Raw genomic sequence first — 26,423 nt, forward strand, 5'->3', positions numbered from 1 at the left:
AGGAGCAGCGTGCTTCCGTACGGTCGGCAGTCCATCTCCGACGCCGACATCGACGCGGTCGTCGCCGCTCTCCGGGGCGACTGGCTGACCACGGGTCCGCTCGTGGCCGAGCTCGAGCAGCGGATCGGGGAGCTGGCGGGCGGGCACCGCGCCGTCTCCTGCACCTCGGGTACGGCGGCGCTGCACATGGCGTACGCCGCCGCCGGGGTGGGGCCCGGCGACGAGGTGGTGTGCACCCCGATGACGTTCGTCGCGTCGGCCTCGGGCGCCAGCCTGCTCGGTGCCTCCGTGGTCTTCGCCGACATCGATCCCGAGACCGGCCTGATCGACCCCGACGCCGTCGCCGCCGCCGTGGGCGAGCGCACCAAGGTCGTGACCGCCGTCGACTACGCGGGTCAGCCCGCCGACTACGGCCGGCTCCAGCCGCTCGCCAACGAGGTCGGGGCCCTCACCCTCGCCGACGCCGCCCACTCGATCGGGGCCACGCTGGACGGCCGGCCGGTCGGCGACCTCGCCGACATGACGACCTTCTCGTTCTTCCCGACCAAGAACCTGACGACCGGCGAGGGGGGCGCGGCCGTGTTCCGGGACCCGGCCCTCGCCCAGCGCGCCCACGAGTTCCACTTCATCGGGCTGGTCCGCGACCCGGCCCGCTTCCGGATGACCGACGAGGGGCCGTGGCACCAGGAGGTGCACGAGCTGGGCGTGAACTACCGGCTCACCGACGTCGCGTCCGCCCTCGGGCTGTCGCAGCTGAACCGGCTCGAGGCGTTCAAGCGGCGCCGCGCGGAGATCGTGGCGCGGTACGACGAGCGGCTCGCCGACGTACCCGGCCTCGCGCTGCCCGGGCGCCGCCCGGGGGCGGACCCGGTGTGGCACCTCTACCCGGTCCGGGTCCTGGAGGGCCGCCGGCGCGAGGTCTACGACCGGATGCGGGCGGCGGGCATCGGCGTCCAGGTCAACTACATCCCCGTCTACTGGCACCCGGTCTACGCGGACCTGGGTCACCGTCGGGGCGCGTGCCCGAACGCCGAGGCCTTCTACGCGCAGGAGCTCTCGCTCCCGCTGTTCCCGGACCTCACCGACGACGACGTCGACCGCGTCGTCGACGCCCTCCGCGCCGCGCTGCGCTGAGCGGTCTCAGTCCCGCCCACCCCGCCGCCGGGCCGCGCGCCGGGCACGCCGCCAGCGGCGCCGGAGCCGGTTGCGCTGCCGGGTGAGGCGCCGGCGCAGCTCGCGAAGCCGGGACGGCCGGCGGGTCAGTCGGACGAGCAGGGCGGCGACCCGCTCGGTGGACCGTCCGTCGATCCCACCGTGGTGGTAGTGCGACAGCCGGAGCTCGGTGCGGGCCGCCAGCTCCGAGCGGACCGCCGGGTCCACGAGGATGGCCCGCAGCTCGGCGGCCAGCTCGTCGGGCTCCGCCTCGACGACCCCGCTCTCGCCGTCGAAGGCGGGCGGGATCGGGCGCAGCGCCACGCCGACGAGGTTGACGGCGGGCGTGCCGGCCAGCATCGCCTCCACCAGCAGGTTGGAGTCGACGGCGACCAGGACGTCCGAGCCGGCGACCCACGGCTCCGGGTCGTCGGTGGCGTAGGCGAACCGCTGGTCGGTCGGCCCGTGCTCGGACACCAGGCGGTGGAGCAGGTCCCGGCCGGCGGCGACGTTGTTGGGCCGGTCCTTGACGACCGCGTTCACTCGCACGCCCGAGCGCTCCAGCTCCACGCAGGCCGCGACGAAGGCGCTGAGGGTCCGGGCGTGCGCCGCGCCGGTCTCCTGCGCCGTCAGGTGGGCCGACCAGGTGGTGCCGAACACGACGATCGGCGCGTCGGGGTCGAGGTCGTGCTCGGCGAGCAGGTCCCGGCGGAGCCGCTCGCGCTCGTGACGCAGCGACGCGTAGACGTCCCAGGACGGGTTGCCGGTGACCTCGATCCGCTCGCGGGCGATCCCGAGGTCGAGATAGCCCTCGGCGCCGCGCTCGCCGTAGACGACGAGGGTGTCGGCCAGCAGATGGGCGTGGACGGTGTAGGGGTCGACCAGGGCGATCGCGTGGGCCAGGTGCACCGTCGGGATGCCGTGAGCACCGGCCCAGGCGGTCGCGACCTTCGAGCGCTGCACGATGTCCTCGCTGGTCGCGAACAGCACGACGTCGTAGGCCTCGTCGACGCGGGCGAGCGCGTCGAGCACCTCGACGGCGATCGGGACGTCGACGGCCAGCCGGGTCCGGAGGTGGCCGGCGACCTGGGCGGCGGACTCCGCGTCGAGGTCGTCGGGTGCCCAGGAGGCGGTCCGCAGGTGTCGTCGGAGCGCTCGCTGCAGGGGTGCCGACCGTGCCGTCGTCCGACGACGCGGCGGGTGGAGGCTCTCGACGGTGACCAGCTCGCACCCGTGCGCAGCAGCGATGCGGCGCAGGTGGTCGGTGACGAGGGCGGCCGGGGTGACGACGACGTCCACGCGCACCCGGGCGAGGTAGCTGTCGAGGACGTGCTGCTGTTTGTCCCAGAGGTAGCTCAGGAGAGCGGTGGGCCTCATGCCGGACCGCCGTCGAAGACGCGGTAGTGCTGCTCGAGGAGCTGCCGGGCCAGCGGGTAGTCGGAGGCCAGCGTGACGTCGGCGCCGTGCCGCATCCGGCGTGCGCACCCCGTCGACCAGGCGCCCAGGATCCGGGTGACCTGGTCGTCCACCGCGTGCGCCGCCTGCCAGGCGTCGTACTCCTCGGCGCGCTGCGGGGGCAGGACGGACGCGATCTCGAGCGACGCCAGCCGCTGCGCGAGCTGAGCGACGACCGCGAAGCAGAGGTAGCGGGTCCGGCTCGTCGTCAGCAGCGGGTCGAGGTCGGCCGGGCCGGGGTCGTCGGGTACGTCGGGCGCGGGCGTTCCGACCGGGTCCAGGATCACGAGGCGGCGCGGCGCAGTCGCGTCGGGGAGGGCCGCGCCGAGCACGCCGTCGAGGGTGACGGCGAGGTCGAGGAGCCGCGGGTCGTACGGCAGCCACGACAGCACGCGCCGCCAGCGGTGGGTCCGGTCGAGCGGGGCCAGCACGGAGTCCCCACCCCCCAGCAGCACGCCGTACGGCACTGCGCGCGAGAGCGCCAACCCGGCCCCGGCCGCGTGCGCCTCGAGGTCACCGGGGACGTCGTCACCCGCGAGCAGCAGGAGGACCCGGCGACCAGGAGCGTCGTGCGTGCGTACGGCGGCGCGCCAGTCGTCGCCGGTGTCACCCCTGACCAGGGTCGTCCCGCCCTGCGGGGAGCGGTGGCGCCGGGTCAGGTGCTCGACGATCGTCTCGGCGAGCAGGGCGAGCGGCTCCGGTCGCGCCGGCGGGGCCGAGGGGACTGGCGGCACGAGCATCCTTCCGTCGCGTCCCACCGAGCGGCGGGCAGCGCGATTATGCCTGGCGCGGGCCCCGACCCGACGACCGCCGTTGGGTCGGGGCGGGCCCACCCCTCATGTCCCACATCCCGGAACCGATGTGCACATGGTGAGACGGGCGCCGTACAGTCTGTCTCAGCTCATCAAGAGGGACTGAGGGAACGGCCCAGTGAAGTCCCGGCAACCGCCACGAGCCTCCGCCTCCCGGACTTCGGGATCGGACGTGGAGACGGTGCCAATTCCGCCCGGACCGCGACGGTCGCGCCGGGGAAGATGAGGAGGAGGACTCATGAGCGCTGTTGTCACCGAGAAGAAGACCCTGCGTGAGGGTGCGTTCGGCAACGCCACCGCCCTCTCCTGCCGCGAGTGCGGGCACCAGGTCGAGCTCGGCCCGTTCTACGCGTGTCCGGAGTGCTTCGGACCCCTCGAGATCGCCTACGACTTCCCGCAGGTGACGCGCGAGGAGATCGAGGCCGGCCCCCGCAACATCTGGCGCTACAAGGCGCTGCTCCCCGTGCCGGACGACATCGAGCAGAGCCCCAACATGGAGCCCGGCTTCACCCGGCTGCTGAAGGCCCACAACCTGGGTGCCACGCTCGGCATCGACAACCTGTGGGTCAAGGACGACAGCACCAACCCGACCAACTCCTTCAAGGACCGTGTCGTCGCCTGCGCCCTGAGCGCGGCCCGCGAGCTCGACGCGAAGGTCTTCGCCTGTCCCTCGACCGGCAACCTGGCCAACGCGGTCGCCGCGGCCGGTGCCCGGGCCGGGATCAAGACCGTGGTCTTCATCCCCAGCAACCTGGAGAAGCCCAAGCAGGTCAACTCGGCGGTCTACACCGAGAACCTGGTCGCGGTCGACGGCAACTACGACGACGTCAACAAGCTCGCCTCGGAGATCGCGGGCGAAGAGGACGGGTGGGCGTTCGTCAACGTCAACGTCCGTCCCTACTACGCCGAGGGCTCCAAGACCCTGGGCTACGAGATCGCCGAGCAGCTCGGCTGGCGGCTGCCCGACCAGATCGTGATCCCGGTCGCGTCCGGCTCCCAGCTGACCAAGGTGCACAAGGCCTTCCAGGAGCTGATCAAGCTCGGCCTGGTCGAGGACAAGCCCTACAAGGTGTACGGCGCCCAGGCCACCGGCTGCTCGCCCGTCTCGGTCGCCTACAAGGCCGGCGTCGACGCGATCCGTCCGGTCAAGCCGGACACCATCGCCAAGAGCCTGGCCATCGGCAACCCGGCCGACGGGATCTACGTCCTCGACATCTGCCGCGAGACCGGCGGAGCCGTCGAGGACATCAGCGACGACGAGGTCCGCGAGGCGATCGTACTGCTGGCCCGCACCGAGGGCATCTTCACCGAGACCGCCGGCGGCACCACCGTGGGCGTGCTGAAGAAGCTCGTCGAGTCCGGTCAGCTGGACACCTCGCTGGAGACCGTCGTCATCAACACCGGGCACGGGCTCAAGACGCTCGACGCGGTCGCCGACTCGGTCGGCCCGATCGCGACCATCGCGCCGTCGTACGCCGCCTTCGTGGCGACCGGCCTGGCCTGAGTCTCGATACACCTCGCGTTCCTCGCGAGGCACTCGACCACCGACACCGACGAGGAGAGAAGAACCGTGAGCGTCTCCGTCCGCATCCCGACCATCCTGCGCACCTACACCGGCGGCGAGTCCGAGGTCACCGCCTCGGGCGCGAGCCTGGGCGAGGTGATCGCGGACCTCGACGCGTCGTACGCCGGGATCAAGGGGCGGATCCTCGACGACTCGGGCGAGCTGCGGCGCTTCGTGAACGTCTACGTCGGCAACGAGGACGTGCGCTTCCTCGACAACCTGGCCACCCCGACCCCGGACGGCACCCAGATCTCGGTCATCCCGGCGGTGGCGGGCGGCTGAGCGGGTCCGGCCGGGGGACGCTCGTCCTCAGCACGCTCGACCTCAGCAGCATCGTCGCCAGGAGCAGGAACTCCGGGTCCTGCAGCGCCGACCCGAAGAGCTCGTTGATCCGCTTCCAGCGGTAGCGCACCGTCTGGGGATGTACGCCCAGGCGGTGGGCGAGCGCGGGGGCGCTCGCGCGCGTCTCGAGCCAGGCGAGGAAGGTCTCCGACAGGATGTCGCGCGCGTGGGGCGTGGCGTCCAGCAGGGGCTGGAGCAGCTCGTCGCGGAGGGGCGCGCGCAGCACCGGGTCGGCGTGCAGCCAGACCTGGGTGCGGTGGTCGCGGCACCACAGGACCGGCGCCGGCGCGATCACGCCCTGGTCGACCAGGCCCAGGACCCGCGTGCACCAGGCGTGGGCCGCTCCCACCTCCTCGGCGGGCACCGGCCAGGCGACCACCACGCGGACGTCGGGCGCGGCCGAGCGGAGCCGACCGACCACCTGGTCGGCGAGCGCGGCGTCGCACACGAGGACCGCCGGGCTGGAGGTCGTGCGGGCCAGGACCTGGTCGGGAACCCCGTCGAGGCGGAGGGTGCCGTGGAAGGTGGCGGCGAGGACCACCACGCTCGCGGGGACCGGCCACTCGGCCCGCGCCGCCTCGGCGTCGAGCCGAGGTCGGTCGGCGCCGCCCAGGAGGGCGTCCAGCAGCCGGGCCCGGGCCCGGCCGACGTCGCGGTCGAGGGCGTGCTCGGCCATCGCGTGGCCGTGGACGACCTGCTCGTCGACGTGGATGAGCAGGTCGAACAGCGCGTCACCGAGGAGGCCGAGGTCGTTGGCGGTGAGCGTGTGCTCGGAGGCGAACTCCCGCACCGTCGACCAGGCCTCGTGGGCGGCGATGCGGAGCGCGGCCCGCACCGGACCGAGTCCGTGGCCCTCGACGGCCTCGCCGTACCCGACCTGCCGGAAGAGCTGGTAGACCGGCACCGGTGAGCGGGCCCGGCCGCGGGCGAGCTCGAGGAAGTGGTGCGTCGCGACGGTCGCGGCGCCTGCGAGTCGTCGGTGCCGCCGGTCGGTGCGCGGGCCCGCGAGGTCGGGGACGTCGGTGCGGACGCGGTCGGCGACCAGCTCGGTCAGGGCCGGTGCTCGACGGCCGAGCTCGACGACCAGGTCGGGCGGGAGCAGTGGGCGGCCGCCGTACGTCGCCTCGTGGGTGAGCACCCCGGTCAGCCGTCCACCGTGCCGAGCCGGCGGACCAGGTGGCTGGCGAGGTGTCGGGCGGACTCCAGGGTGAGCAGCAGGCGCGGGCCGGTGCGGTCGATCGCCTCGACCGCGACCCAGGTGACGGACTCGCCGACGTGGCGACCGCGGCGGACCACCAGCTCGACCGCTTCGAGCGAGGACGTGATCGGCACGGTGTCGGCCGTCCCGCCGACGACGGGGTAGATCCCCGGCTCGTCCTGGTGATAGCGGTCCTCGACGTGGTCGCCCTCGTGGTGCTCGCGGACGCACCACGGCGGACAGTGCTCGGCCAGCCACGAGGGGACGGGTCGCTCGGGTCTGGTCATCTGCCCCACCTCCGGTGCCGTGGCCTCCTGGTGGGTCCGACCGTAGGGGTGACCGCCGACGACGCGGCGTCGGCGGGGGGCGCCGTCCACAGGTCCGACCTTGAGCATGACTTTACCATACCCGTATGGGCATCCGGTCGGAAGGGATGCGGGATGCTGGGCCGTGTGGCAGCAGACGGTACGACGACCCCGACGTGGGAGGAGTTCGCCCGCGAGCTCGGCCAGAACCTCGCGCGCGCTCGCGCGGCGAAGGGGATCAGTCAGGAGCGGGTGGCCCACCTGGCGGGGCTGACGTCCTTCACCTACCAGAAGTACGAGAAGGGCGAGTCGCGCCCGGGGACGCCGATGAACCCGACCCTCACCTCGCTGGTGGCGCTCAGCCAGGTGCTGGAGGTCGCGATCGTGGACCTGCTGCCGCCGGTGCTGCCGGCGCTGGGCTCGGAGTGACGCTCGAGGCGGTCAGCGCACCCAGCGGGGGATGACCACCAGCGCGCCGATCGGCTCGGTCGAGCCGTACTCGGTGTCGATCACCAGGGTCCCGCGACGGGGCGCGGCCGGGCGGGCGTCCCACCCGAGACCGTGCGCGCCCGTGCCCCCTGAGGTGTAGACGTCCCGGGAGCCGATGGTCCGGATGTGCGGCCAGCCGCGTCCGTCGTACCGATCGGTGTAGACCACGCCGTAGCGCGCACCCCGGGGGACGCCACGCAGCCGGAGGGTGCCGCCCTCGCCGAGGACCGTGGCCCGTCGGTCGGGGTAGGCGGTGTCGCGCTCGACGTGCATCGGGCCGGTACGACGGACCCGCGCGTCGTCGCGCCCGCGGACGACGCAGTCGGGCCGCGACCAGGCGCTCGTGAGGCCGAAGGAGTGCTGGCGGATCCGCAGGCAGGGCACGCGGCCCCCGCCGATGCGCAGCCGGAGGCGTTCGGCCGTCAGTCCGGTCCACCGCGTGCGCCAGGCCGGCGCCCGGGCGGCCAGCATGCTCGCGCGACGGATCTGCACGTCGTACGTGCGGTTCTCGGGGACGTCGGGCCAGCCGTTGTCGGGTGAGCCGGCCATGATCCAGAACCGGACGTGGGACCGCGCGGTCACGGTGAACTCGATCAGGTCGTCGTGGTGCGCCCCGATGTAGACCCCCCACTCGAGCGCACGTCGTTCGGCGTCGGGCGGACGGGCGACCGCGCCGGGCACGGGGAGGGCGAGGATCACGGCGGTCAGCGCCAGGAAGAGACGACGCACAGGGACTCCTCGGGCAGATGGGCAGGAGGAGCCGCACGCTCTCACAGCTCGCCGCGCCGCGTCCGCAGATGCGTGGATTCCGCCTCGTTGGCGCAGAGGGCGAGCGCGGCGTCGTAGGCGAGCCTGGCCTCCTCGACCCGACCGGACCGCGCCAGCAGCTCGGCCCGTACGGCGGGCAGCCGGTGGCCGCGCAGGGCGACGCCGTCGAGCGCGGCCAGCCCGGCGGCGGGGCCGGAGCGCTCGGCGACCGCGACCGCCCGGTTGAGCCGGACCACGGGGGAGTCGGCGAGGGCGAGCAGCTCGTCGTACCGGTCGACGATGCGGTCCCAGGCGGTCGCCTCGGCGGAGACGGCGACGGCGTGCTCGGCGGCGACCAGCGCCTGGAGGAGGTACGGCGCGGGCCGCGCGTCCACGAGCGGGCGCAGCAGGTCGAGCGCCTCGAGGATCTCGTGGTGGTGCCAGCGGGAGCGGTCCTGGTCGGGCAGCAGCACCAGCCGGCCGTCCTCGACCCGGGCGTCGCGGCGGGCGTGCTGGAGGAGCATCAGGGCGAGCAGCGCGTCGAGCTCCGGCCAGGGGCCGTCCGGCAGGACGGAGCGGAGCACGCGCACCAGCCGGACCGCCTCGGCGGCGACGTCGGTGCGGAGCACGTCGGCGCCGGAGCCCGGGGCGTACCCCGCGGTGAAGGCGAGGTAGGCGACGTCCGCGACCACGTCGACCCGCGCGGCCAGCTCCGCCGGCGGGGGTACGACGAACCGTGCGTCCGCCAGTCGCTTCCGCGCCCGGGTCAGGCGCGCCGCCATGGTCGCGGTCGGCACCAGGAACAGCCGGGCGACGTCCTCGGTGGCGACGCCGAGCACCAGCCGCAGCGTGAGCGCCGCGGCCGCCTCGCGCGACAGCCTGGGGTGCGCGCAGAGCAGCACCAGCCGCAGCCGCTCGTCCACGACCACCTCTCCGGCGTCCGCCATCACCCGCCCCGCTCCCTCCTGCACCGCGGCGTCGACCTCGAGCAGCGGGAGCCTCCGGGCGGCCACCGCCTCGGCCCGGAGCCGGTCGAGCACCCGCCGTCGGGCCGCGGTCAGCAGCCAGGCGGCGGGGTTGTCCGGAGGCGTGGTCCACGTGCGGGCGGCCGCCTCGAACGCGTCGGCGAGCCCGTCCTCGGCCAGGTCGAGACGTCGGTACTGCGCGACGAGCAGGGCCAGCAGCCGGCCCCACTCGTCGCGCAGGAGCGTCTCGAGCGGGCTCAGACCTCGACCCCCAGCGTCGGCAGGACGACGACGTCGTGCTCGTGCGGCAGCAGCCGGGCCACCTCGTCGGCGCCCGCCAGGTCGGGCAGGTCGACGACGTAGAAGCCGCCCAGCTGCTCGACCGCCTCGGCGAACGGCCCGTCGGTCACCCGCCCCGGCGGCGGCAGCGCGTCGCCCACGACCAGCGTCCCGCGGGCCCGGACGGCGTCGGCGAACGCGTGGTAGTCGGCGATCATCCGCTCGCGGGTCGCCTCGCCCGCACCCTCCCACAGCTCGTGGTGGCCGACGCCGCCGAGCAGCACCAGGAAGCGCATCGCTCAGCCGTCCGACGCGGGCCGGACCTCGACCAGGTACGACGCGGGCAGCAGCCGGGCGGTCTCGACGGCCGTCGCCAGGTCGGGCAGGTCGACGACGAAGAAGCCCCCGAGCTGCTCGACGGACTCGGCGTACGGGCCCTCGGTCACGACCCGGTCCGGGCCGGGCCGGATGGTCCGGGCCTCGGCGACCGGGGCGAGGCCCTCGCCGCCGACCACCGACCCGCCGCGCTCGACGACGGCCGCCTCGAAGGCGCCGAACGCCTCGAACACCGCGCCCTGCTCGTCCTCGCCGAGCGCCGACCACCGCGCGAAGTGGTCGGCCTCGGCCATCAGCACCACGAACCTCATGCCGGGTCCCCGCCGTGGTCGACGGCCGCGCGCACCTCGACGCCCTCGTCGACCGAGGCCAGCACGCCGCAGATCTCCAGCAGGTCGTCGAGGTCGTCGCTCTCGACGATGTAGAAGCCGCTCAGCTGCTCGACGGCCTCGGCGTACGGGCCGTCGGTCACGGCGTGCCCGCCCTCGGGGGTACGTCGGACCACCTTCGCGGTCCGCGAGTGGGTGAGCTCGGAGCCTCCGGTCACGCGGTGGCCGCGCTCGGCCAGCAGTCGGGAGAACTCCTCGTGGCGGGCGTAGGTGGCCACCCTCTCCTCGGCGGTGGCGGCCTCCCAGCGGCTCTCGTCACCGGGCAGCAGTACGACGTACTCCGTCATGGGTCGATCCTCTCTCACGGGTGATGTGTCACGGTGGTGACGGCCCAGGTCGACCCGAATCGACACCTCCCGGCAGGAATCCGTTCAGGTGACCGTGATTGGACCTCCCCATGAGCACTCCCCGCGCCGCCCGGGCCGCCGGCACCGCCCTCGGGGCGGCCGGACTCCTCGGCGTCGGCTTCGTCGTCGGCTCCCGTCAGCTGCTCCGTGCCCAGGCCGCCAAGGCGCGCGCGATCATCGGGAAGCCGCTCGGCGAGCACGCGATCGACGCCGACCGCACCTGGAAGAAGAGGTACGGCGACCCTGTCGACCTGCTGCTCGTGGGCGACTCGATCGCGGCCGGGCTCGGGGCGGAGAGGCCCAAGGAGACCCTCGGCGGGCGGATCGCCCGGGCGCTCGCGACCTCCACGCAGCGTGCGGTCCGGCTGCGCACGGTGGCCGTGGTCGGGGCCGAGACCTCGGCGCTCGCGGGGCAGCTCGACCGGCTGCCGCCGTCGTACGTGGCGGACGTGGCGGTGATCGTGGTCGGCGGGAACGACGTCACCCACCGGGTCCCGCTCGCCGACTCGGTGCGCGACCTGGAGGCCGCGATCGTCCGGCTGCGCGAGCGGGGGACCGCCGTGGTGGTCGGGACCTGCCCCGACCTCGGCATGCTCCGGCCGGTGCCGCAGCCGCTGCGCTCCCTCGGGTCCCGGGCCTCCAAGCAGCTCGCCCACGCCCAGCGTCTGGCGGCGGTGCGCTCCGGCGCCCACGTCGTGTCCCTGTCCCACGTGGTCGGCCCGTTCTTCATCACGAATCCCGAGGAGATGTTCAGCCTCGACCGGTTCCACCCCAGCGCGCTGGGCTACAAGCGGACCGCGAAGGCGATGCTCCCGTCGGTGCTGGCCGCGCTCGGCGTGCACGACCGGGTGCCGTTCGGCCACAGCCTGCCGCACTTGTAGCGTTCGCTACATGAGCGACGTCCTGCTGACCACCTTCGCGGCGATGCCCGACGGCGAGCCCGGCCACGAGGCCCTGGACATCGAGCTGGCCCGGCGCGGGATCGACGCCCGGTGGGTCCGCTGGGACGACGCCGAGGTCGACTGGGCGGCGGCGTCGGTGGTCGCGGTCCGCTCGACGTGGGACTACGAGTGGCGGCTCGAGGAGTTCCTGGCCTGGGCCGAGACCGTCGAGGCGGCCGGTCCGGTGCTGCTCAACGGCGCCGCCCTCTTCCGCTGGAACACCGACAAGCGCTACCTCGTCGAGCTCGCCGGGCGCGGCGTCCCGATCGTGCCGAGCGCACTGGTCGACGACCGGGCCGGCGTGGCCGCCGCCGTCGCCGAGCACGGGCGCGCCGTGGTGAAGCCGCGCGTCGGGGCCGGCGGCCGCGGCCTGATCGTGGTCGACGACGCCGACGCCTGGACCCCCGAGGCCGAGCACGGCCCCTGGCTGGCCCAGCCGGTCGTCGAGTCCGTGCACACCGACGGCGAGATCTCCGTCTTCGTCCTCGACGGTCGGGCCACCAGCCAGGTCCGCAAGGTGGCGGCCGCCGGCGAGGTGCGCGTCCACGAGCAGTACGGCGGCGCGTCGTACCTCGCCGAGCTGGAGCCGGAGCCGGCCGAGCTCGCGGTGACCACGGTCCGTGCGGTCGAGGAGCTCCTCGGCTCCTCGCTCGCCTACGCCCGCGTCGACCTGATGCGGTACGACGGCCGCCTCGTGGTCAGCGAGGTCGAGGCCACCGAGCCCGGGCTCTACCTCGACGTGATCCCCGGCAACGCCGTGGCCTTCGCGGACGCGGTGCAGGCCCGGCTGTGAGGCACGATCTTCTTGCACTCGCAGGGGGCGAGTGCTAAACATTGGGTTGGCACTCTTACCATGAGAGTGACAAACCGGATCGGTGCCAGTTGAGGTCCGAGCGCCGGCGAGAAAGGGTTCGCCGGTCACGCAGGACCGTCCGTCGCGGGCAACCCACCGAACCGGATCCACAACTCTAAGCGTGAGGAATCGCAGGAGTTATGCCCAAGCTGATTGCTTTCAACGAGGAGGCCCGGCGCGGCCTCGAGCGTGGCATGAACACGCTCGCCGACGCCGTCAAGGTCACCCTCGGTCCCAAGGGCCGCAACGTCGTCCTGGAGAAGAAGTGGGGCGCCCCCACGATCACCAACGACGGTGTGAGCATCGCCAAGGAGATCGAGCTCGAGGACCCCTACGAGAAGATCGGTGCCGAGCTCGTCAAGGAGGTCGCCAAGAAGACGGACGACGTCGCTGGCGACGGCACCACCACCGCCACCGTGCTCGCCCAGGCGATGGTCCGCGAGGGCCTGCGCAACGTGGCCGCCGGTGCGAACCCGATGGGTCTCAAGCGCGGCATCGAGGCCGCCGTCGCCGCCGTGTCCGAGCAGCTGCTCGGCATGGCCAAGGACGTCGAGACGCGCGAGCAGATCGCCGCCACCGCCACCATCTCCGCCGGTGGCGACACCACCGTCGGTGACGCCATCGCCGAGGCGATGGACAAGGTCGGCAAGGAGGGCGTCATCACGGTCGAGGAGTCGAACACGTTCGGCATCGACCTGGAGCTCACCGAGGGCATGCGGTTCGACAAGGGCTACATCTCGGCCTACTTCGTCACCGACCCCGAGCGCATGGAGACGGTCCTGGAGGACCCCTACATCCTCGTGGCGAACTCGAAGGTCTCGAACGTCAAGGACCTGCTGCCGCTCCTCGAGAAGGTCATGCAGTCCGGCAAGCCGCTGCTGATCATCGCCGAGGACGTCGACGGCGAGGCCCTCTCGACCCTGGTGGTCAACAAGATTCGTGGCACCTTCAAGTCCGTCGCCGTCAAGGCTCCGGGCTTCGGTGACCGCCGCAAGGCCATGCTGCAGGACATCGCGATCCTGACCGGCGGCCAGGTCATCTCCGAGGAGGTCGGCCTCAAGCTCGAGACCACCGGCATCGAGCTGCTCGGCCAGGCCCGCAAGGTCGTCATCACCAAGGACGAGACCACCATCGTCGAGGGTGCCGGCGACGCGGCCCAGATCGAGGGCCGGGTCAACCAGATCCGCGCCGAGATCGAGAAGTCGGACTCCGACTACGACCGCGAGAAGCTCCAGGAGCGCCTCGCCAAGCTGGCCGGCGGCGTGGCCGTCATCAAGGTCGGCGCGGCCACCGAGGTCGAGCTCAAGGAGCGCAAGCACCGCATCGAGGACGCCGTTCGCAACGCGAAGGCGGCCGTCGAGGAGGGCATCGTCGCCGGCGGCGGCGTCGCCCTGGTGCAGGCTGCCGCCACCGCGTTCGACAAGCTGGACCTGGTGGGCGACGAGGCCACCGGTGCCAACATCGTCCGCGTGGCCACCTCGGCCCCGCTGAAGCAGATCGCCATCAACGCCGGCCTCGAGGGCGGCGTCGTGGCGGAGAAGGTCGCGAACCTCACCGCGGGTCACGGCCTCAACGCCGCCAACGGCGAGTACGTCGACATGATCGCCGAGGGCATCATCGACCCGGCGAAGGTCACCCGCTCGGCGCTGCAGAACGCCGCGTCGATCGCCGCGCTGTTCCTCACCACCGAGGCCGTCGTGGCCGACAAGCCGGAGAAGGCGGCGCCCATGGGCGGCGACCCGACCGGCGGCATGGGCGGCATGGACTTCTGATCGACAGCTGCCCGCGACGAAGTCGCGGGCAGCGTGGTCGATCAGGTCGAGTAGCGTCGGCACGACCGGAGCGAAGCGACGGACGTGCGACGCGTATCGAGACCGGGATCCAGGTTCCGCAAGGACACCGCACCACGCACCACAGCACCAGCAGGAAGGCCCCGATCCCCACGAGGGACCGGGGCCTTCCCGCATTTGAGAGGCTGGCCCCCGGGGTACCCGGACCGGGCCGGACCACCAGCGAGAGGAACGACGTGGACGACGAGGTGCGCCGGGCCGAGTTCGAGGAGCTCGCCCGGGGGCTGGTCGAGCCGCTGCGGCGGTTCCTGCTGCGTCGTACCGATCCGGCGACCGCCGACGACGTGCTGGCCGACACCCTCCTGGTCTGCTGGCGCCGGGCCGACCAGATCCCGGCCGAGGCCCTGCCGTGGGCGTACGGCGTGGCCCGCAACTGCCTGGCGAACGCCGAGCGCGGCGAGCGGCGCCAGCGCCGGCTGGCGGCGAAGGTCGCCAGCGCCGGGGTGCCCGACGTCGTGCCGGACCCGGCCGAGGGGTCGGGCGACGAGGCCGTGACCGCGGCGCTCGCGGCGCTGCGCCCGCCCGACGCGGAGCTCCTGCGCCTGTGGGCCTGGGAGCAGCTGGGGCCCGGCGAGATCGCCACCGTCCTCGGCATCACCCCCAACGCCGCCAGCATCCGGTTGCACCGGGCCCGGCAGAAATTGGCCGACGAGCTGCGAAAGGTCGACGGGCGTGTCGGACATGAGGAGTCGAGAGAGGGGAGAAGGCCATGACCGACACGCACGACTTCGACCGTGACGACGAGCTGCGCGCGCGCCTGCGCGCCGCGGACCCGGCTGCCTCCCTCGGCCCGGCCGACCCCGAGCGGGTCGCCCGACTCCTGGAGGACACCATGAGCCACGACACCGAGACGCAGGTCCCCGAGCGCCGCACGGGCACCCGCGGACGCAACCCGCTCACCTGGCTGGTCGCCGCCGCGGCGGTGCTGGTCATCGGGGGCGTCGGAGTCTTCACGCTGACCGGCTCGCCCGACGACGACTCGGCGCCGCCGGTCGCCGAGAACGGCACCGGCAGCAGCGATGGCCCCGAGCCGGTGGTCATCAGCCTCCGCGCGCCCACCGGGGCGAGCGGGCGGTGCATGGTCCCCAACGCCGAGGTGCTCGCCCAGCAGCAGGTCGCCTTCGCTGGCACGGTCGACGAGATCAGCGACGGCACCGTGGTGCTGACGCCCACCACGACGTACGCCGGTGACGAGGCCGACCGGGTCGAGGTGGTGCAGCCGTCGGAGGAGATGACCCAGCTGATCGGCGCGGTCGACTTCCAGGTGGGCGAGACCTACCTGGTCTCGGCCACCGACGGCCAGGTCACGGTCTGCGGCTTTAGCGGCCCGGCGACGCCGGAGCTCGAGCAGCTCTACACGGACGCCTTCGGCGGGTGAGCACGCCCGCCGTCCACGGCCTGCTGCTGGCCGCGGGGGCCGGGACCCGGATGGGCCGGCCCAAGGCGCTGGTCGTGGACACCTCCGACGACGGAGCGGGTGAGGCCTGGCTCGCCCGCTCCGTCGACGTGCTGCACGCCGGCGGCTGCGCCGAGGTGACCGTGGTCCTGGGGGCCGTGGTCGACGAGGCCGTGGCCCTGCTCGACGGGCGCGGCGCCGATGTCGTCGTCGCCCACGACTGGGCCGAGGGCATGTCCTCCTCGCTCCGCGCGGGGCTGACCTCGCTGAGCGGGTCGGCCGACGCGGCCCTGGTGCACCTGGTCGACCTGCCCGACGTCACGGCCGACGTGGTCGCCCGGGTGCTCGCGTCCGCCACCGGGCCGACCACCCTCGCGCGGGCGTCGTACGACGGAGTCCCGGGCCACCCGGTGCTCCTCGGTCGTGACCACTGGGCCCCGGTCGTCGCGACGGCGACCGGCGACCACGGTGCGCGCGACCACCTCCGCGCCCACGACGTGACCCTGGTGGAGTGCGGCGACCTGGCGACCGGCCGGGACGTCGACTACGCCTGAGGGCGGCGGATCCGCACCGGGCCCCGGGCCGTCGTTACGTCGACCACCCGGCCTCGTTGGGTGACCTCGACCCGTCCGGACGCCGCCAGCCGGGCGGCGGCGTCGCGCACCGGCTGCATGAGCGGGCGCCAGTCGTCGGGGTCCACGTCGCGGGCGACGTCGCTCGGGCAGATCGACGCGTCGGCGGCGCGGGCGTCGAGCAGGGCCAGGATCCGCTGCTCCAGTTCGGTCACGTCAGTAGCCTTTCCCCATGGAGGGTGAGCTGCACACTGCGGCCGACGTCGCGGCGCGCCTGGCGGCGACCGGCTACCTCTGCGACGACGACCTGGCGACCGTGGCCTTCCTGGCCCTGCGGATGGAGCGGCCGCTGCTGCTCGAGGGCGAGCCCGGCACCGGCAAGACCGCCCTCGCTGAGGCGCTGGCCGAGAGCCTGGGCCTGCCGCTGGTGCGGCTCCAGTGCTACGAGGGCATCGACGCCAGCCAGGCGCTCTACGACTGGGACTTCCCGCGCCAGATCCTGCACCTGCGTGCGCTGGAGGCGGCCGGTGGAGCGGACGTCGAGGAGGCCGAGAAGAGCCTGTACGACGAGCGCTTCCTGCTCGCCCGCCCCGTGCTGGCCGCGCTGCAGCAGGCGCCCGCGGTGCTGCTGGTCGACGAGGTCGACCGGGCCGACGACGAGTTCGAGGCGTTCCTGCTGGAGGTGCTCGCCACCTACCAGGTGACCATCCCCGAGCTCGGGACCGTCCGCGCCGCGACCCCGCCGTACGTCGTGCTGACGAGCAACCGCACGCGCGAGCTGCACGACGCGCTGAAGCGGCGCTGCCTCTATCACTGGATCGACCACCCGGACCTGGAGCGCGAGGTCCAGATCGTGCGGTCCCGCGCGCCCGAGGTGTCGGCGGCCCTGGCCGCGCAGGTGGTCGGCGTCGTCCAGCGGCTGCGGGACGGCGGTGAGCTGGTGAAGCCGCCCGGGGTCGCTGAGACCCTCGACTGGGCCCGGGCCCTGCACCACCTCGGCACGGTCGAGCTCGACCTCGCGACGGCCGCGCGGACGCTCGGGGCGCTGGTGAAGTACCGCGAGGACGCCGACCGGGTCCGCGGCGCGCTGGAGCGGATGCTGGCATGAGCGCTCCCGGCACGAGCCACGAGGCCGACGAGGTGCTGCTCGGCTTCGCCCGGGCGCTGCGGGCGGCGGGCGTGCCGGTGACCCCCGACCGCTCGCGCGGCTTCCTGGAGGCGGTCGCGCTGGTCGGGATCGACGACCGGCGGGCGACGTACGCCGCCGGCCGGGCGACGCTGTGCAGCGGCCCTGACGACCTCGAGCGGTACGACGCCGTCTTCGCCGCCTGGTTCGGTGCGCGCGACGGACTCCCGCGACCGCGTCCGCCGCAGCCGGTCACCCCCGTGGCGACCGACCTGCCGGAGACCGACGGCGACGGGACGGGCGGACCCGGTGAGGACGCCGAGGTCGTCCGGGCGCGGGCCAGCGAGGTGGAGGTGCTGCGGCACCGCGACGTGGCCACCCTGTCGCCGGCCGAGCGGCAGCGCCTGACAGCGCTGTTCTCGTCGCTGCGGCCCCGGGTGCCGTTCCGTCGTACGCCGCGGCACCGGCCGTGGCACCGCGGCGACGTGGACGCCTCCCGCACCCTGCGCGCCAGCCTGCGGCGGATGGGCGAGCCGGCCGAGATCGCTCGACGCCGCCGCGGCCGCAAGCCGCGCCGGGTGGTGCTGCTGGTCGACGTGTCCGGCTCGATGAGCGGGTACGCCGACGCGCTGCTCCGGCTCGCGCACCGCTTCACCCAGGCCGCGCCCGCGTCGGTCGAGACGTTCACGCTCGGCACCCGGCTCACCCACGTCACCCGCGCCCTGCGGCTGCGCGACCCCGAGCGCGCGCTGGTCGCCGCCGGCCGGACGGTCCCGGACTGGTCCGGCGGCACCCGGCTCGGCGAGACGCTGCGCTCGTTCCTCGACCGCTGGGGCCAGCGGGGGACCGCCCGCGGTGCGGTGGTCGTCGTGTTCAGCGACGGCTGGGAGCGGGGCGACACCACCGAGCTGACCGCCCAGGTGGCCCGGCTGCACCGGGTCGCGCACCGGGTCGTGTGGGTCAACCCGCACCGCGGCAAGGCCGGCTACGAGCCGGTCCAGCGGGGCATCCTCGCCGTGCTGCCGCACGTCGACGACTTCGTCGCGGGTCACTCGCTCGCCACCTACGCCGAGCTGGTGGAGGTGGTCGCCCGTGCGTGACGTGCTGCCCGAGCTGCTGGCCTGGTGGGAGGCCGGCGAGACCGTCGGGGTGGCGACCGTGGTCGCGACCTTCCGGTCCGCCCCGCGCCCGCCCGGCGCCTCGATGCTGGTCGGCCCCGACGGGACCGCGGTCGGATCGGTGTCCGGCGGCTGCGTCGAGGGCGCGGTCTACGAGCTCTCCGGGTCGGTCGTCGAGGAGGGCGTCCCCGTCCTCGAGCGGTACGGCGTCTCCGACGACGACGCGTTCGCGGTCGGGCTCACCTGCGGCGGGATCCTCGACGTCTACGTCGAGCAGGTCTCGCGCGCGACCTTCCCCGAGCTCGGCGAGATCGCGGCCGACGTCGCCGCCGGCCGTCCGGTGGCGCTCGCCACGGTCGTCGAGCACCCCGACCCGGCCTGGCTCGGGCGGCGGCTCGTCGTACGGCCGGAGACGGAGGGGGTCGGCAGCCTCGGCTCGCCGCGGGCCGACGCGGCCGTCGCCGACGATGCGCTCGGACTGCTGGCGGCGGGCACGAACGCCACGCTGACCTACGGCCCCGACGGCGAGCGGCGCGGGGAGGGGATGCGGGTGTTCGTCTGGGCGTTCGCGCCCCAGCCGCGGATGCTGGTCTTCGGCGCGATCGACTTCGCGGCGGCGGTGGCCCGGGTCGGCAGCTTCCTCGGCTACCGGGTCACGGTCTGCGACGCGCGGCCGGTCTTCGCCACGGCGAGCCGGTTCCCCGACGCCGACGAGGTGGTCGTCGACTGGCCGCACCGCTACCTCGCCGCGCAGGCCGAAGCCGGTGCGATCGACCCGCGGACCGTCGTCACCGTGCTGACCCACGACCCGAAGTTCGACGTACCGCTCCTCGAGGTGGCGCTCCGGCTGCCCGAGATCGCCTACGTCGGGGCGATGGGCTCCCGTCGTACGCACGAGGACCGGACGGCTCGGCTGAAGGAGGCCGGTCTCACCGACGACGAGCTGGCCCGGCTGTCCAGCCCGATCGGGCTCGACCTCGGCGCCCGCACGCCCGAGGAGACGGCGGTCAGCATCGCCGCCGAGATCATCGCCGGCCGCTGGGGCGGCTCCGGCGAGCCGCTCGCGCACACCCAGGGACGGATCCACCGGGAAGGACCTCTCGCATGAGACGTACGGCGGCCGCCGCCCTGCTCCTGCTCGCCCCCCTGGTGGCCTGCAGCGACGACGACTCCTCGGACGCCCCGGACGCGGCGCCGTCCGCGTCCACGCCCCCGACGCAGCAGCCGAGCGCGACCTCCGCGCCCACCCCCACGGAGCCCGCCGAGCCCGCCGAGCCTGCCGACACCCTTCCGCCGGTGACCGACCGGACCTCGCTGCCGCAGCTGATGCGCGAGGAGTTCCGGGGCAGCCGGATCCGGTTCACCGAGCTGGAGGGCGAGACGGCGTCGTACACGCGGCACCGGGTGGTCTACCGCAGCGGCGACGTGCGGGTCAGCGGGGTGCTGCTCCGGCCGAAGGGCGAAGGGCCGTTCCCGGGGATCGTGCTCAACCACGGCTACATCGACCCCGACGTCTACGTCACCGGCCAGGGCCTGGCCCGCGAGCAGGACTGGCTGGCCAACGCGGGCTTCGTCGTCCTGCACACCGACTACCGCGGCCACGCTGGCTCGGACCCGGCGACCGCGCTGGACCGGGAGAGCCGGATCGGCTACACCCGCGACGCCCTGAACGCCGTCGCGTCGCTCAAGCGCGAGCCCTACGTCGACGCCGACAAGATGGCCATGCTCGGCCGGTCGATGGGCGGCGGGATCACGCTCAACGCGCTGGTCGCCCAGCCCGGCATCGTCGACGCGGCCGTGGTCTACGCCAGCGTGAGCTCGCGCTACCTCGACAACCTGCGCCACTTCACGGCGGTCAGCCGGCCCGACGCGGTCGACGCGGTCTACGAGCGGTTCGGCACGCCGCAGGAGGCGCCCGAGGTCTACCGCGGCCTCTCCTCGCGCACCTACTTCGACCGGATCACCGAGCCGGTGCTGATGCACCACGGCACCGACGACGAGCAGTGCCCGTTCCCCTGGGCGCGGACCACCCAGCGGCTGCTCACCGAGGCCGGCGTCGAGAGCCGGCTCGAGGTGTACGACGGCGAGCGGCACGCGTTCGTCCCGGAGTGGCAGGCCTCCATCGAGGAGACGGTGCGCTTCCTGAAGCGCCGGCTCGACGTGTAGACGACGGGTGACGCCCATCACCCTCCCGGCTACAGTGCGAGCACCGACCCGGGGGAGACGCGATGGACGCTCGCGAGCTGCGCACGAGGCGGCACCACGCCGTCGAGGCCTGGAGCACGTTCGTCGAGCACGGCGACGACGCCGAGCCGCTCGTCCGGCCGGAGATCCTGAGCAGCTGGGCCCGGTCCGAGGCGACCGTCTCGCCCGACGTCACCGAGGCGCCGCTGGCCGACGAGTCCGAGACCGCCTCGATCTGGCGGGGCTCGCCGCTGCAGGTGGCGGTCGAGAGCGTCGAGTCCGAGCTGCGCCGTACCGCCGAGGACGGTGACCTGGTCGTCGCCGTGACCGATCCGCAGACCCGGATCCTGTGGACGTACGGCGGCCGCGTGATGCGGCGCAAGGCCGAGACGGTGAACTTCGTCGCCGGCGGCCGCTGGGACGACGGGTCGGTCGGCACCAACGCCCTCGACCTGGCCACCCGGCTCGATGCCCCGGCGATGGTCTTCAGCGCCGAGCACTACGCCTCGATCGTGCACAACTGGGTCTGCTGGGCGGCCCCGGTCCACGACCCGGTGACGGGGGTCGAGCTCGGCGTCCTCGACCTGTCGACCACCTGGGACCGCACCCACCCGATCGGGCTCGCCACCGCACGGGTGATGGCCCGGCTGATCGAGTCGGCCCTGCCCCGCTCCACCGCCGGGACGGCCGGTGCCGACGACACCCACGATCCGGGCCTGGTGATGACGCTCCTCGGCACGGCCGAGACCCGCCTCGACGGCCAGCGGCTGCTGCTCAACCGGCGCCAGACGGAGATCCTGGCCCTGCTCGCCATGCACCCCGAGGGGCTCTCGCTGGAGCAGCTGCACGCCCTCGTGTACGGCGACCAGCCGGTCACCTTCTCCACGCTCAAGGCCGAGGTCTCGCACCTGCGCTCCGCGCTCGGCGGCCAGCTCTCCTCCCGGCCCTACCGACTGCTGATGCCGGTCGCGACCGACGTCGACCACGTGCTCGGGCTGCTGCGCCGCGGGCACGTCGCGGCCGCGGTCGAGGCGTACGGCGGCGACCTGCTCCCCGGCACCGACAGTCCCGCGCTCGGCGAGCTCGCCGAGTACGTCGCCGTCGCCCTGCGCGAGGCGCTGCTCGCCGACCCGCAGCCCGACGCCGTGGTCCGCTACAGCGAGCTCGCGCCGTACGACGTCGAGGTGCTGGAGGTCTGCCTCCGCTCGCTCAGCGGGGGAGTGGGCGGGCGCGCGCACCCCGCCGTACCCCTGCTGAAGGGGCGGCTCGCGGTCGCGCGGCGCTGACCGCGCCGTCCCCGGTGGTGGTTGAGGAGGTCGTGCCACGACCGTCTCGAAACCTCCGCAGGCCGACGACGGCGCCAGGCTGCGGTGGTTTCGAGACAGGACTTCGTCCTTCCTCGACCACCGGTGGAGCTCAACCAACGGCTGGCCAACCACGGCTCCCTAGCGTGACCTGCACCACACACGCAAGGGAGTCCTCATGACCCGGATCAGCCTCACCGTCGACGGCGCGAAGGTCGCCGACGACGTCGAACCCCGGATGCTGCTGGTGCAGTACCTCCGTGAGCGGCTCGGCAAGACCGGCACCGTGATCGGCTGCGACACCAGCAACTGCGGCGCGTGCACGGTGCACCTCGACGGCACCAGCGTGAAGTCGTGCAACGTGCTGGCCGTCCAGGCCGACGGGTCGGAGGTGACGACCATCGAGGGACTGGCGGCGACGACGGGCAACGGCGAGCTGCACCCCGTGCAGGAGGCGTTCCGCGAGTGCCACGGCCTGCAGTGCGGCTTCTGCACGCCCGGGATGATCATGCAGAGCGTCGACCTGCTGAAGGAGAACCCGCACCCCTCCGAGGAGGAGATCCGGCTCGGGCTCGAGGGCAACCTGTGCCGCTGCACGGGCTATCACAACATCGTGCGAGCGGTGCAGCACGCGGCAGGGGCCGAGGCATGACCGCCGTCCAGGACGCGCCCGAGGTCGCCAAGGAGATCGGCCGTGACCGGCGCCGCAAGGAGGACCAGCGGCTGATCACCGGCCGGACCCGCTGGACCGACAACATCACCCTGCCGGGGATGCTGCACCTGGCCATGGTGCGCAGCCCGTTCGCCCACGCGACCATCACCAGCATCGACACGAGCGCCGCGAAGGCTGCGACCAACGTCGTCGACGTCGTCACCGGGGAGGACCTGGGCGAGGCGCAGGGCGTGCTCATCAACGCCTGGCCGATCACCCCCGACCAGAAGGCGCCGACGCACCTGCCGGTGGCGACCGGCCGGGTCGCGTTCGCCGGGGAGATCGTCGCGGTCGTCGTCGCCCGCACCGCCGCCGAGGCGCGCGACGCGGCCGAGCTCGTCGACGTCGAGTACGACGTGCTCCCGGCCGCCCTCGACCTGCGGGAGTCGGCGGAGGACACCGTCCTGGCCCACCCCGACCTCGGCACCAACAAGTCGGCGCTGTGGGTCTTCGACTCGAACGAGGCCGGGACGGGCGGCGACGTGGAGGCCGCGATCGCGGAGGCCCGCGCCGACGGCATCGTCCTGGAGCGGGAGTACCGTCAGCAGCGGCTGATCCCCGCCTTCATGGAGCCGCGCTCGACGGTGGTCGACCCGACCGGCGAGCAGCTGACGGTCTGGTCGGCGACCCAGATCCCGCACATCCTCCGCTTCGCGCTGGCCGCGACAACCGGCATCCCGGAGTCCAAGCTGCGGGTGATCGCACCCGACGTCGGCGGGGGCTTCGGCGGCAAGCTGCAGACCACCCCCGAGGAGTGGATCACCGTCGCGGTGGCCCGCCGGGTGGGCCGTCCGGTGAAGTACACCGAGACCCGCAGCGAGTCGCTGATGGCCGCCCACCACGGCCGCGACCAGTGGCAGAGGCTGACCCTGGCGGCCGACAGGGAGGGCAACGTCAAGGCCCTCAAGGTCGACCTGCTGGCCGATCTCGGCGCCTACGTGTCGCTCGTCGGCGGCGGCGTCCCGGTGCTCGGCGCCTTCATGTTCAACGCGATCTACAAGTTCCCCGCCTACCGCTTCGCCGTCCAGACCGTGCTCACCAACAAGACCTGGACCGACGCCTACCGCGGCGCCGGCCGCCCGGAGGCGACGTTCGCCATCGAGCGGCTGATGGACGAGCTGGCCGCCGAGCTGGGCGTGGACCCGCTCGAGGTCCGGGAACGGAACTGGATCAAGCACGAGGAGTTCCCGTTCACCACGGTCGCCGGCCTGGAGTACGACTCCGGCAACTACGAGGCGGCCACCGCCCGGGCCAAGGAGATGTTCGGGTACGACGAGCTGCGCGCCGAGCAGCGGCGCCGCCGCGACTCCGGCGACCCGGTCCAGCTCGGCATCGGCGTCTCGACGTTCACCGAGATGTGCGGCCTCGCGCCGTCGCGGGTGCTCGGCTCGCTCGACTACGGCGCGGGCGGCTGGGAGCACGCGAGCGTGCGGATGCTGGCCACCGGCACGGTCGAGGTGGTCACCGGCGCGAGCGCGCACGGGCAGGGACACGAGACGGCGTTCAGCCAGATCGTCGCCGACCGGCTCGGCGTCCCGTTCGAGGACGTCGAGGTGCTGCACGGCGACACCCAGGTCGCCCACAAGGGGCTGGACACCTACGGCTCCCGGTCGCTGGTCGTGGGCGGCGAGGCGCTGGTCAAGGCCACCGACAAGGTCGTCGAGAAGGCGAAGGTGGTCGCCGCCCACCTGCTCGAGGCGTCGGCCGACGACCTGGAGTTCGGCGGTGGCCGGTTCACGGTCCGCGGCACCGACCAGGGCATGGCGATCCAGGAGATCGCCTCCGCGGTGTTCGCCGCCCACGACCTGCCGGACGGGATGGAGCCGTCGCTCGACAGCGACGCGACGTACGACCCGGTGAACTTCAACTACCCGCACGGCACCCACCTGTGCGCGATGGAGGTCGACACCGAGACCGGCGCGCTGACGATGCGGAAGTACGTCTGCGTCGACGACATCGGCAACGTCATCAACCCGCTGATCGTGGCCGGTCAGGTGCACGGCGGGCTGGTGCAGGGCATCGCCCAGGCGCTCTGGGAGGAGGCCGTGTACGACGAGTCCGGCACCCTGGTCAGCGGCTCGTTCGTCGACTACCTGCTGCCGACCGCGGCCGACACGATCAGCTTCGAGGTCGACCACACGACGACCCCGTCGCTGACCAACACGCTCGGCACCAAGGGGGTCGGCGAGGCCGGCACGATCGCCTCGACCCCGGCCGTGGTCAACGCGGTCGTCGACGCGCTGCGACCGCTCGGGGTCACCGACGTCCAGATGCCCTGCACGCCCGAGCGGGTGTGGAAGGCGATCAACGGCGACGGCGCCTCGGGCGGCCCCGCCACGGAGGCCGCGGCGATGCCGCACTTCGATCCCGCCGAACCCGGCGCCGACAGCACGGAAGGAGACGCCCGATGATCCCCGCCGCATTCGACTACGTCGCGCCCACCTCGGTCGAGGACGCGCTCGCCGCCCTGGCCCAGCACGGTGACGACGCCAAGATCATCGCGGGCGGTCAGAGCCTGCTGCCGGTGCTCCGGATGCGCCTCAACGCGCCCGAGATGGTCATCGACCTCGGTCGGATCGAGTCGCTGCGCGGGGTGCGCGACGACGGCGACGCGATCGTGGTCGGCGCGATGACCCCGCACTCCGTCGTCGGCTCGGACCCGCTGGTGGCCCAGCACGCCGCGCTGGTGGCCAAGGCCGTCGAGCACCTGGCCGACGCCCAGGTGCGGCACCGCGGGACCTTCGGCGGCGCGCTCGCGCACGCCGACCCCGCCGGGGATCTCGGAGCGCCCGCGCTCGCGCTCGGGGCCGAGTTCGTGGTGGCCGGCCCGGGGGGCAGCCGGACCGTGGCCGCCGACGACTTCTTCGTCGATCTCTTCGAGACGGCGATCGGCGAGGACGAGATCCTCACCGAGGTGCGGCTGCCCAAGCGGACCGGCTGGGGCGCGCACTACGAGAAGTTCGTGCGGGTCGCCCACCAGTGGCCGATCGTGGCGGTCGCGGCGACCGTGCGGGTCGAGGGAGGCGTGATCGCGGAGGCCCGGATCGGGCTCACCAACATGGGCTCGACGCCGCTGCGGGCGCGGGCGGTCGAGGAGGCGCTGGCGGGACAGCCGGCGACCGAGGACGCCGTACGGGCCGCTGCCGAGCACGCGACCGAGGGCACGAACCCGCCCTCGGACCTCAACGGGGACGCCGACTACCGGCGGCACCTCGCGCGGGTCCTCACCCGGCGGGCGATCCTGGCGGCCGCGTCCTGATGGACCTCCAGCACCGCTTCACCGTCCCCACCTCGGTCGACGAGACCTGGGCGCACTTCAACGACATCGCCTCGGTCGCCGAGTGCTTCCCGGGCGCCACGGTCACCTCGGTCGAGCCCGACACCTTCGCCGGCTCGGTGAAGGTCAAGCTCGGCCCCATCGCGCTCGTCTACTCCGGCTCCGGCCGGTTCGTCGAGAAGGACGAGGCGGCGCACCGGTTCGTCGTGGAGGCGAACGGCAAGGACAAGCGCGGCAACGGCACGGCGGGCGCGACGGTCACGCTGTCGATGGCGCCCGGACCGGCCGGCACCGACGTCGAGGTGCTCACCGACCTCGCCATCACCGGCAAACCGGCCCAGTTCGGGCGCGGCGTGATGCAGGACGTCTCGGACAAGCTGCTCGGCCAGTTCGTGACCTGTCTCGAGCAGCGGCTCTCGAGCACGCCAGACCCGGGGGTCGGCGGTGAGTCCGCCACCGAACCGGCCCCCGGTCCGGTGGCCAGCTCACCGCCGCCCCCGAGCAGCGGTGAGCCCGCCACCGGCTCCGCGGTCGGATCGGTGGACAGGTCACCGCCGCCGCGGGCCCACGCCGCGGACTCGGTCGACCTGGGAGCGGCCGTCGTACCGGTGCTGCTGAGGACGTACGGCGGCCCGCTGGCGGCCGGTCTGTTCGGATTGCTGGTCGGCTGGCTGATCGGACGCCGGGGGCGCTGAGCCCCGGCGGGCGGG

Annotated in this window: 29 protein-coding genes and 1 riboswitch; of the genes, 19 read left to right on the forward strand and 10 right to left on the reverse strand. The window is 73.6% G+C overall.

Annotated elements, in window-relative coordinates:
• The first annotated feature begins 9 nt into the window (after positions 1-9).
• On the forward strand, positions 10-1,134 hold the full coding sequence (locus BLT76_RS00120) for a DegT/DnrJ/EryC1/StrS family aminotransferase (RefSeq protein ID WP_090849534.1): 1,125 nt from the start codon (positions 10-12) through the stop codon (positions 1,132-1,134).
• Positions 1,135-1,140: 6 nt separating this feature from the next.
• Here the strand turns inward: BLT76_RS00120 and BLT76_RS00125 are convergent, their stop codons facing one another.
• The gene (locus BLT76_RS00125) at positions 1,141-2,529 is read right to left on the reverse strand and encodes a glycosyltransferase family protein (protein WP_090849536.1); all 1,389 of its coding nucleotides are present in this window, start codon (positions 2,527-2,529) and stop codon (positions 1,141-1,143) included.
• Entirely contained in the window at positions 2,526-3,341 is an 816-nt protein-coding gene (locus BLT76_RS00130) for a hypothetical protein (protein WP_139175358.1), read from the reverse strand. The genes BLT76_RS00125 and BLT76_RS00130 overlap by 4 nt, the downstream gene beginning before the upstream one ends.
• A gap of 164 nt (positions 3,342-3,505) precedes the next feature.
• Positions 3,506-3,648, forward strand: a riboswitch (SAM riboswitch).
• 9 nt (positions 3,649-3,657) lie between these two features.
• Between BLT76_RS00130 and thrC the strand changes: the two genes are divergently transcribed.
• Positions 3,658-4,923 carry a threonine synthase gene (thrC, locus tag BLT76_RS00135; protein WP_090849540.1) on the forward strand — a complete coding sequence of 422 codons (1,266 nt, stop codon included), beginning with the start codon at positions 3,658-3,660 and terminating at the stop codon, positions 4,921-4,923.
• Between the two features lie 66 nt (positions 4,924-4,989).
• Positions 4,990-5,265 carry a MoaD/ThiS family protein gene (locus BLT76_RS00140; RefSeq protein ID WP_090849542.1) on the forward strand — a complete coding sequence of 92 codons (276 nt, stop codon included), beginning with the start codon at positions 4,990-4,992 and terminating at the stop codon, positions 5,263-5,265.
• On the opposite strand, the gene BLT76_RS00145 is transcribed toward BLT76_RS00140, so the two are convergent.
• Complete coding sequence (locus BLT76_RS00145) at positions 5,240-6,463, reverse strand: PucR-like N-terminal domain-containing protein (RefSeq protein WP_090849544.1); 1,224 nt, start codon at positions 6,461-6,463, stop codon at positions 5,240-5,242. The genes BLT76_RS00140 and BLT76_RS00145 overlap by 26 nt on opposite strands.
• A gap of 5 nt (positions 6,464-6,468) precedes the next feature.
• The gene (locus tag BLT76_RS00150; RefSeq protein WP_139175359.1) at positions 6,469-6,810 is read right to left on the reverse strand and encodes a DUF6907 domain-containing protein; all 342 of its coding nucleotides are present in this window, start codon (positions 6,808-6,810) and stop codon (positions 6,469-6,471) included.
• A 153-nt stretch (positions 6,811-6,963) separates the two neighbouring features.
• Here BLT76_RS00150 and BLT76_RS00155 point away from each other — a divergent pair, with 153 nt between their 5' ends.
• A complete protein-coding gene (locus tag BLT76_RS00155) occupies positions 6,964-7,257 on the forward strand; it encodes a helix-turn-helix domain-containing protein (protein WP_090849548.1) in 294 nt (97 codons plus the stop codon).
• A 12-nt stretch (positions 7,258-7,269) separates the two neighbouring features.
• Here the strand turns inward: BLT76_RS00155 and BLT76_RS00160 are convergent, their stop codons facing one another.
• The 5 genes from BLT76_RS00160 to BLT76_RS00180 all read right to left on the reverse strand — a co-directional run bounded on the left by BLT76_RS00160 (position 7,270) and on the right by BLT76_RS00180 (position 10,320).
• Positions 7,270-8,046 (reverse strand): hypothetical protein, encoded by a 777-nt coding sequence (locus BLT76_RS00160; RefSeq protein WP_090849550.1) that lies wholly within the window; start codon positions 8,044-8,046, stop codon positions 7,270-7,272.
• 41 nt (positions 8,047-8,087) lie between these two features.
• The gene (locus tag BLT76_RS00165) at positions 8,088-9,104 is read right to left on the reverse strand and encodes an RNA polymerase sigma factor (RefSeq protein WP_308632312.1); all 1,017 of its coding nucleotides are present in this window, start codon (positions 9,102-9,104) and stop codon (positions 8,088-8,090) included.
• A gap of 182 nt (positions 9,105-9,286) precedes the next feature.
• A complete protein-coding gene (locus BLT76_RS00170) occupies positions 9,287-9,604 on the reverse strand; it encodes a YciI family protein (RefSeq protein WP_090849553.1) in 318 nt (105 codons plus the stop codon).
• A 3-nt stretch (positions 9,605-9,607) separates the two neighbouring features.
• Positions 9,608-9,955, reverse strand: coding sequence for a YciI family protein (locus tag BLT76_RS00175; protein ID WP_090849555.1), 348 nt, complete (start codon positions 9,953-9,955; stop codon positions 9,608-9,610).
• On the reverse strand, positions 9,952-10,320 hold the full coding sequence (locus tag BLT76_RS00180; protein ID WP_090849557.1) for a YciI family protein: 369 nt from the start codon (positions 10,318-10,320) through the stop codon (positions 9,952-9,954). The genes BLT76_RS00175 and BLT76_RS00180 overlap by 4 nt, the downstream gene beginning before the upstream one ends.
• A 110-nt stretch (positions 10,321-10,430) precedes the next feature.
• Between BLT76_RS00180 and BLT76_RS00185 the strand changes: the two genes are divergently transcribed.
• The 6 genes from BLT76_RS00185 (at position 10,431) to BLT76_RS00210 (ending at position 15,974) form a co-directional block, all read left to right on the forward strand.
• Positions 10,431-11,261, forward strand: a complete 831-nt coding sequence (locus BLT76_RS00185) for an SGNH/GDSL hydrolase family protein (protein ID WP_090849559.1) — start codon at positions 10,431-10,433, stop codon at positions 11,259-11,261.
• Between the two features lie 10 nt (positions 11,262-11,271).
• On the forward strand, positions 11,272-12,114 hold the full coding sequence (locus BLT76_RS00190; protein ID WP_090849561.1) for an ATP-grasp domain-containing protein: 843 nt from the start codon (positions 11,272-11,274) through the stop codon (positions 12,112-12,114).
• 200 nt (positions 12,115-12,314) lie between these two features.
• On the forward strand, positions 12,315-13,946 hold the full coding sequence (gene groL, locus BLT76_RS00195; RefSeq protein ID WP_090849563.1) for a chaperonin GroEL: 1,632 nt from the start codon (positions 12,315-12,317) through the stop codon (positions 13,944-13,946).
• Between the two features lie 254 nt (positions 13,947-14,200).
• Positions 14,201-14,737 carry an RNA polymerase sigma factor gene (locus tag BLT76_RS00200; protein WP_244509193.1) on the forward strand — a complete coding sequence of 179 codons (537 nt, stop codon included), beginning with the start codon at positions 14,201-14,203 and terminating at the stop codon, positions 14,735-14,737.
• The gene (locus BLT76_RS00205; protein ID WP_090849565.1) at positions 14,734-15,402 is read left to right on the forward strand and encodes a hypothetical protein; all 669 of its coding nucleotides are present in this window, start codon (positions 14,734-14,736) and stop codon (positions 15,400-15,402) included. The genes BLT76_RS00200 and BLT76_RS00205 overlap by 4 nt, the downstream gene beginning before the upstream one ends.
• Entirely contained in the window at positions 15,399-15,974 is a 576-nt protein-coding gene (locus BLT76_RS00210; protein WP_090849567.1) for a nucleotidyltransferase family protein, read from the forward strand. Before BLT76_RS00205 ends, BLT76_RS00210 begins: the two co-directional genes overlap by 4 nt.
• Here the strand turns inward: BLT76_RS00210 and BLT76_RS00215 are convergent.
• Positions 15,965-16,207, reverse strand: a complete 243-nt coding sequence (locus tag BLT76_RS00215; protein WP_090849569.1) for a DUF3253 domain-containing protein — start codon at positions 16,205-16,207, stop codon at positions 15,965-15,967. The genes BLT76_RS00210 and BLT76_RS00215 overlap by 10 nt on opposite strands.
• Before the next feature lie 17 nt (positions 16,208-16,224).
• Between BLT76_RS00215 and BLT76_RS00220 the strand changes: the two genes are divergently transcribed.
• The 9 genes from BLT76_RS00220 to BLT76_RS00260 all read left to right on the forward strand — a co-directional run bounded on the left by BLT76_RS00220 (position 16,225) and on the right by BLT76_RS00260 (position 26,408).
• The gene (locus tag BLT76_RS00220; RefSeq protein ID WP_090849570.1) at positions 16,225-17,100 is read left to right on the forward strand and encodes an AAA family ATPase; all 876 of its coding nucleotides are present in this window, start codon (positions 16,225-16,227) and stop codon (positions 17,098-17,100) included.
• On the forward strand, positions 17,097-18,218 hold the full coding sequence (locus tag BLT76_RS00225) for a vWA domain-containing protein (protein ID WP_090849572.1): 1,122 nt from the start codon (positions 17,097-17,099) through the stop codon (positions 18,216-18,218). Before BLT76_RS00220 ends, BLT76_RS00225 begins: the two co-directional genes overlap by 4 nt.
• A complete protein-coding gene (locus BLT76_RS00230) occupies positions 18,211-19,344 on the forward strand; it encodes an XdhC family protein (RefSeq protein ID WP_090849574.1) in 1,134 nt (377 codons plus the stop codon). The genes BLT76_RS00225 and BLT76_RS00230 overlap by 8 nt, the downstream gene beginning before the upstream one ends.
• Positions 19,341-20,402, forward strand: a complete 1,062-nt coding sequence (locus BLT76_RS00235; RefSeq protein ID WP_090849576.1) for an alpha/beta hydrolase family protein — start codon at positions 19,341-19,343, stop codon at positions 20,400-20,402. The genes BLT76_RS00230 and BLT76_RS00235 overlap by 4 nt, the downstream gene beginning before the upstream one ends.
• A gap of 62 nt (positions 20,403-20,464) precedes the next feature.
• The gene (locus BLT76_RS00240; protein WP_090849578.1) at positions 20,465-21,706 is read left to right on the forward strand and encodes a helix-turn-helix domain-containing protein; all 1,242 of its coding nucleotides are present in this window, start codon (positions 20,465-20,467) and stop codon (positions 21,704-21,706) included.
• Between the two features lie 196 nt (positions 21,707-21,902).
• Positions 21,903-22,376: a (2Fe-2S)-binding protein gene (locus tag BLT76_RS00245; protein ID WP_090849580.1), complete on the forward strand. Its 474-nt coding sequence runs from the start codon at positions 21,903-21,905 to the stop codon at positions 22,374-22,376.
• A complete protein-coding gene (locus BLT76_RS00250; protein WP_090849582.1) occupies positions 22,373-24,847 on the forward strand; it encodes a xanthine dehydrogenase family protein molybdopterin-binding subunit in 2,475 nt (824 codons plus the stop codon). The genes BLT76_RS00245 and BLT76_RS00250 overlap by 4 nt, the downstream gene beginning before the upstream one ends.
• Entirely contained in the window at positions 24,844-25,695 is an 852-nt protein-coding gene (locus tag BLT76_RS00255) for an FAD binding domain-containing protein (RefSeq protein WP_090849584.1), read from the forward strand. The genes BLT76_RS00250 and BLT76_RS00255 overlap by 4 nt, the downstream gene beginning before the upstream one ends.
• Entirely contained in the window at positions 25,695-26,408 is a 714-nt protein-coding gene (locus BLT76_RS00260; protein ID WP_090849586.1) for an SRPBCC family protein, read from the forward strand. Before BLT76_RS00255 ends, BLT76_RS00260 begins: the two co-directional genes overlap by 1 nt.
• The last annotated feature ends 15 nt before the right edge of the window (positions 26,409-26,423 follow it).

The sequence above is a fragment of the Nocardioides lianchengensis genome, from assembly GCF_900101465.1.
GTDB lineage: Bacteria > Actinomycetota > Actinomycetes > Propionibacteriales > Nocardioidaceae > Nocardioides > Nocardioides lianchengensis.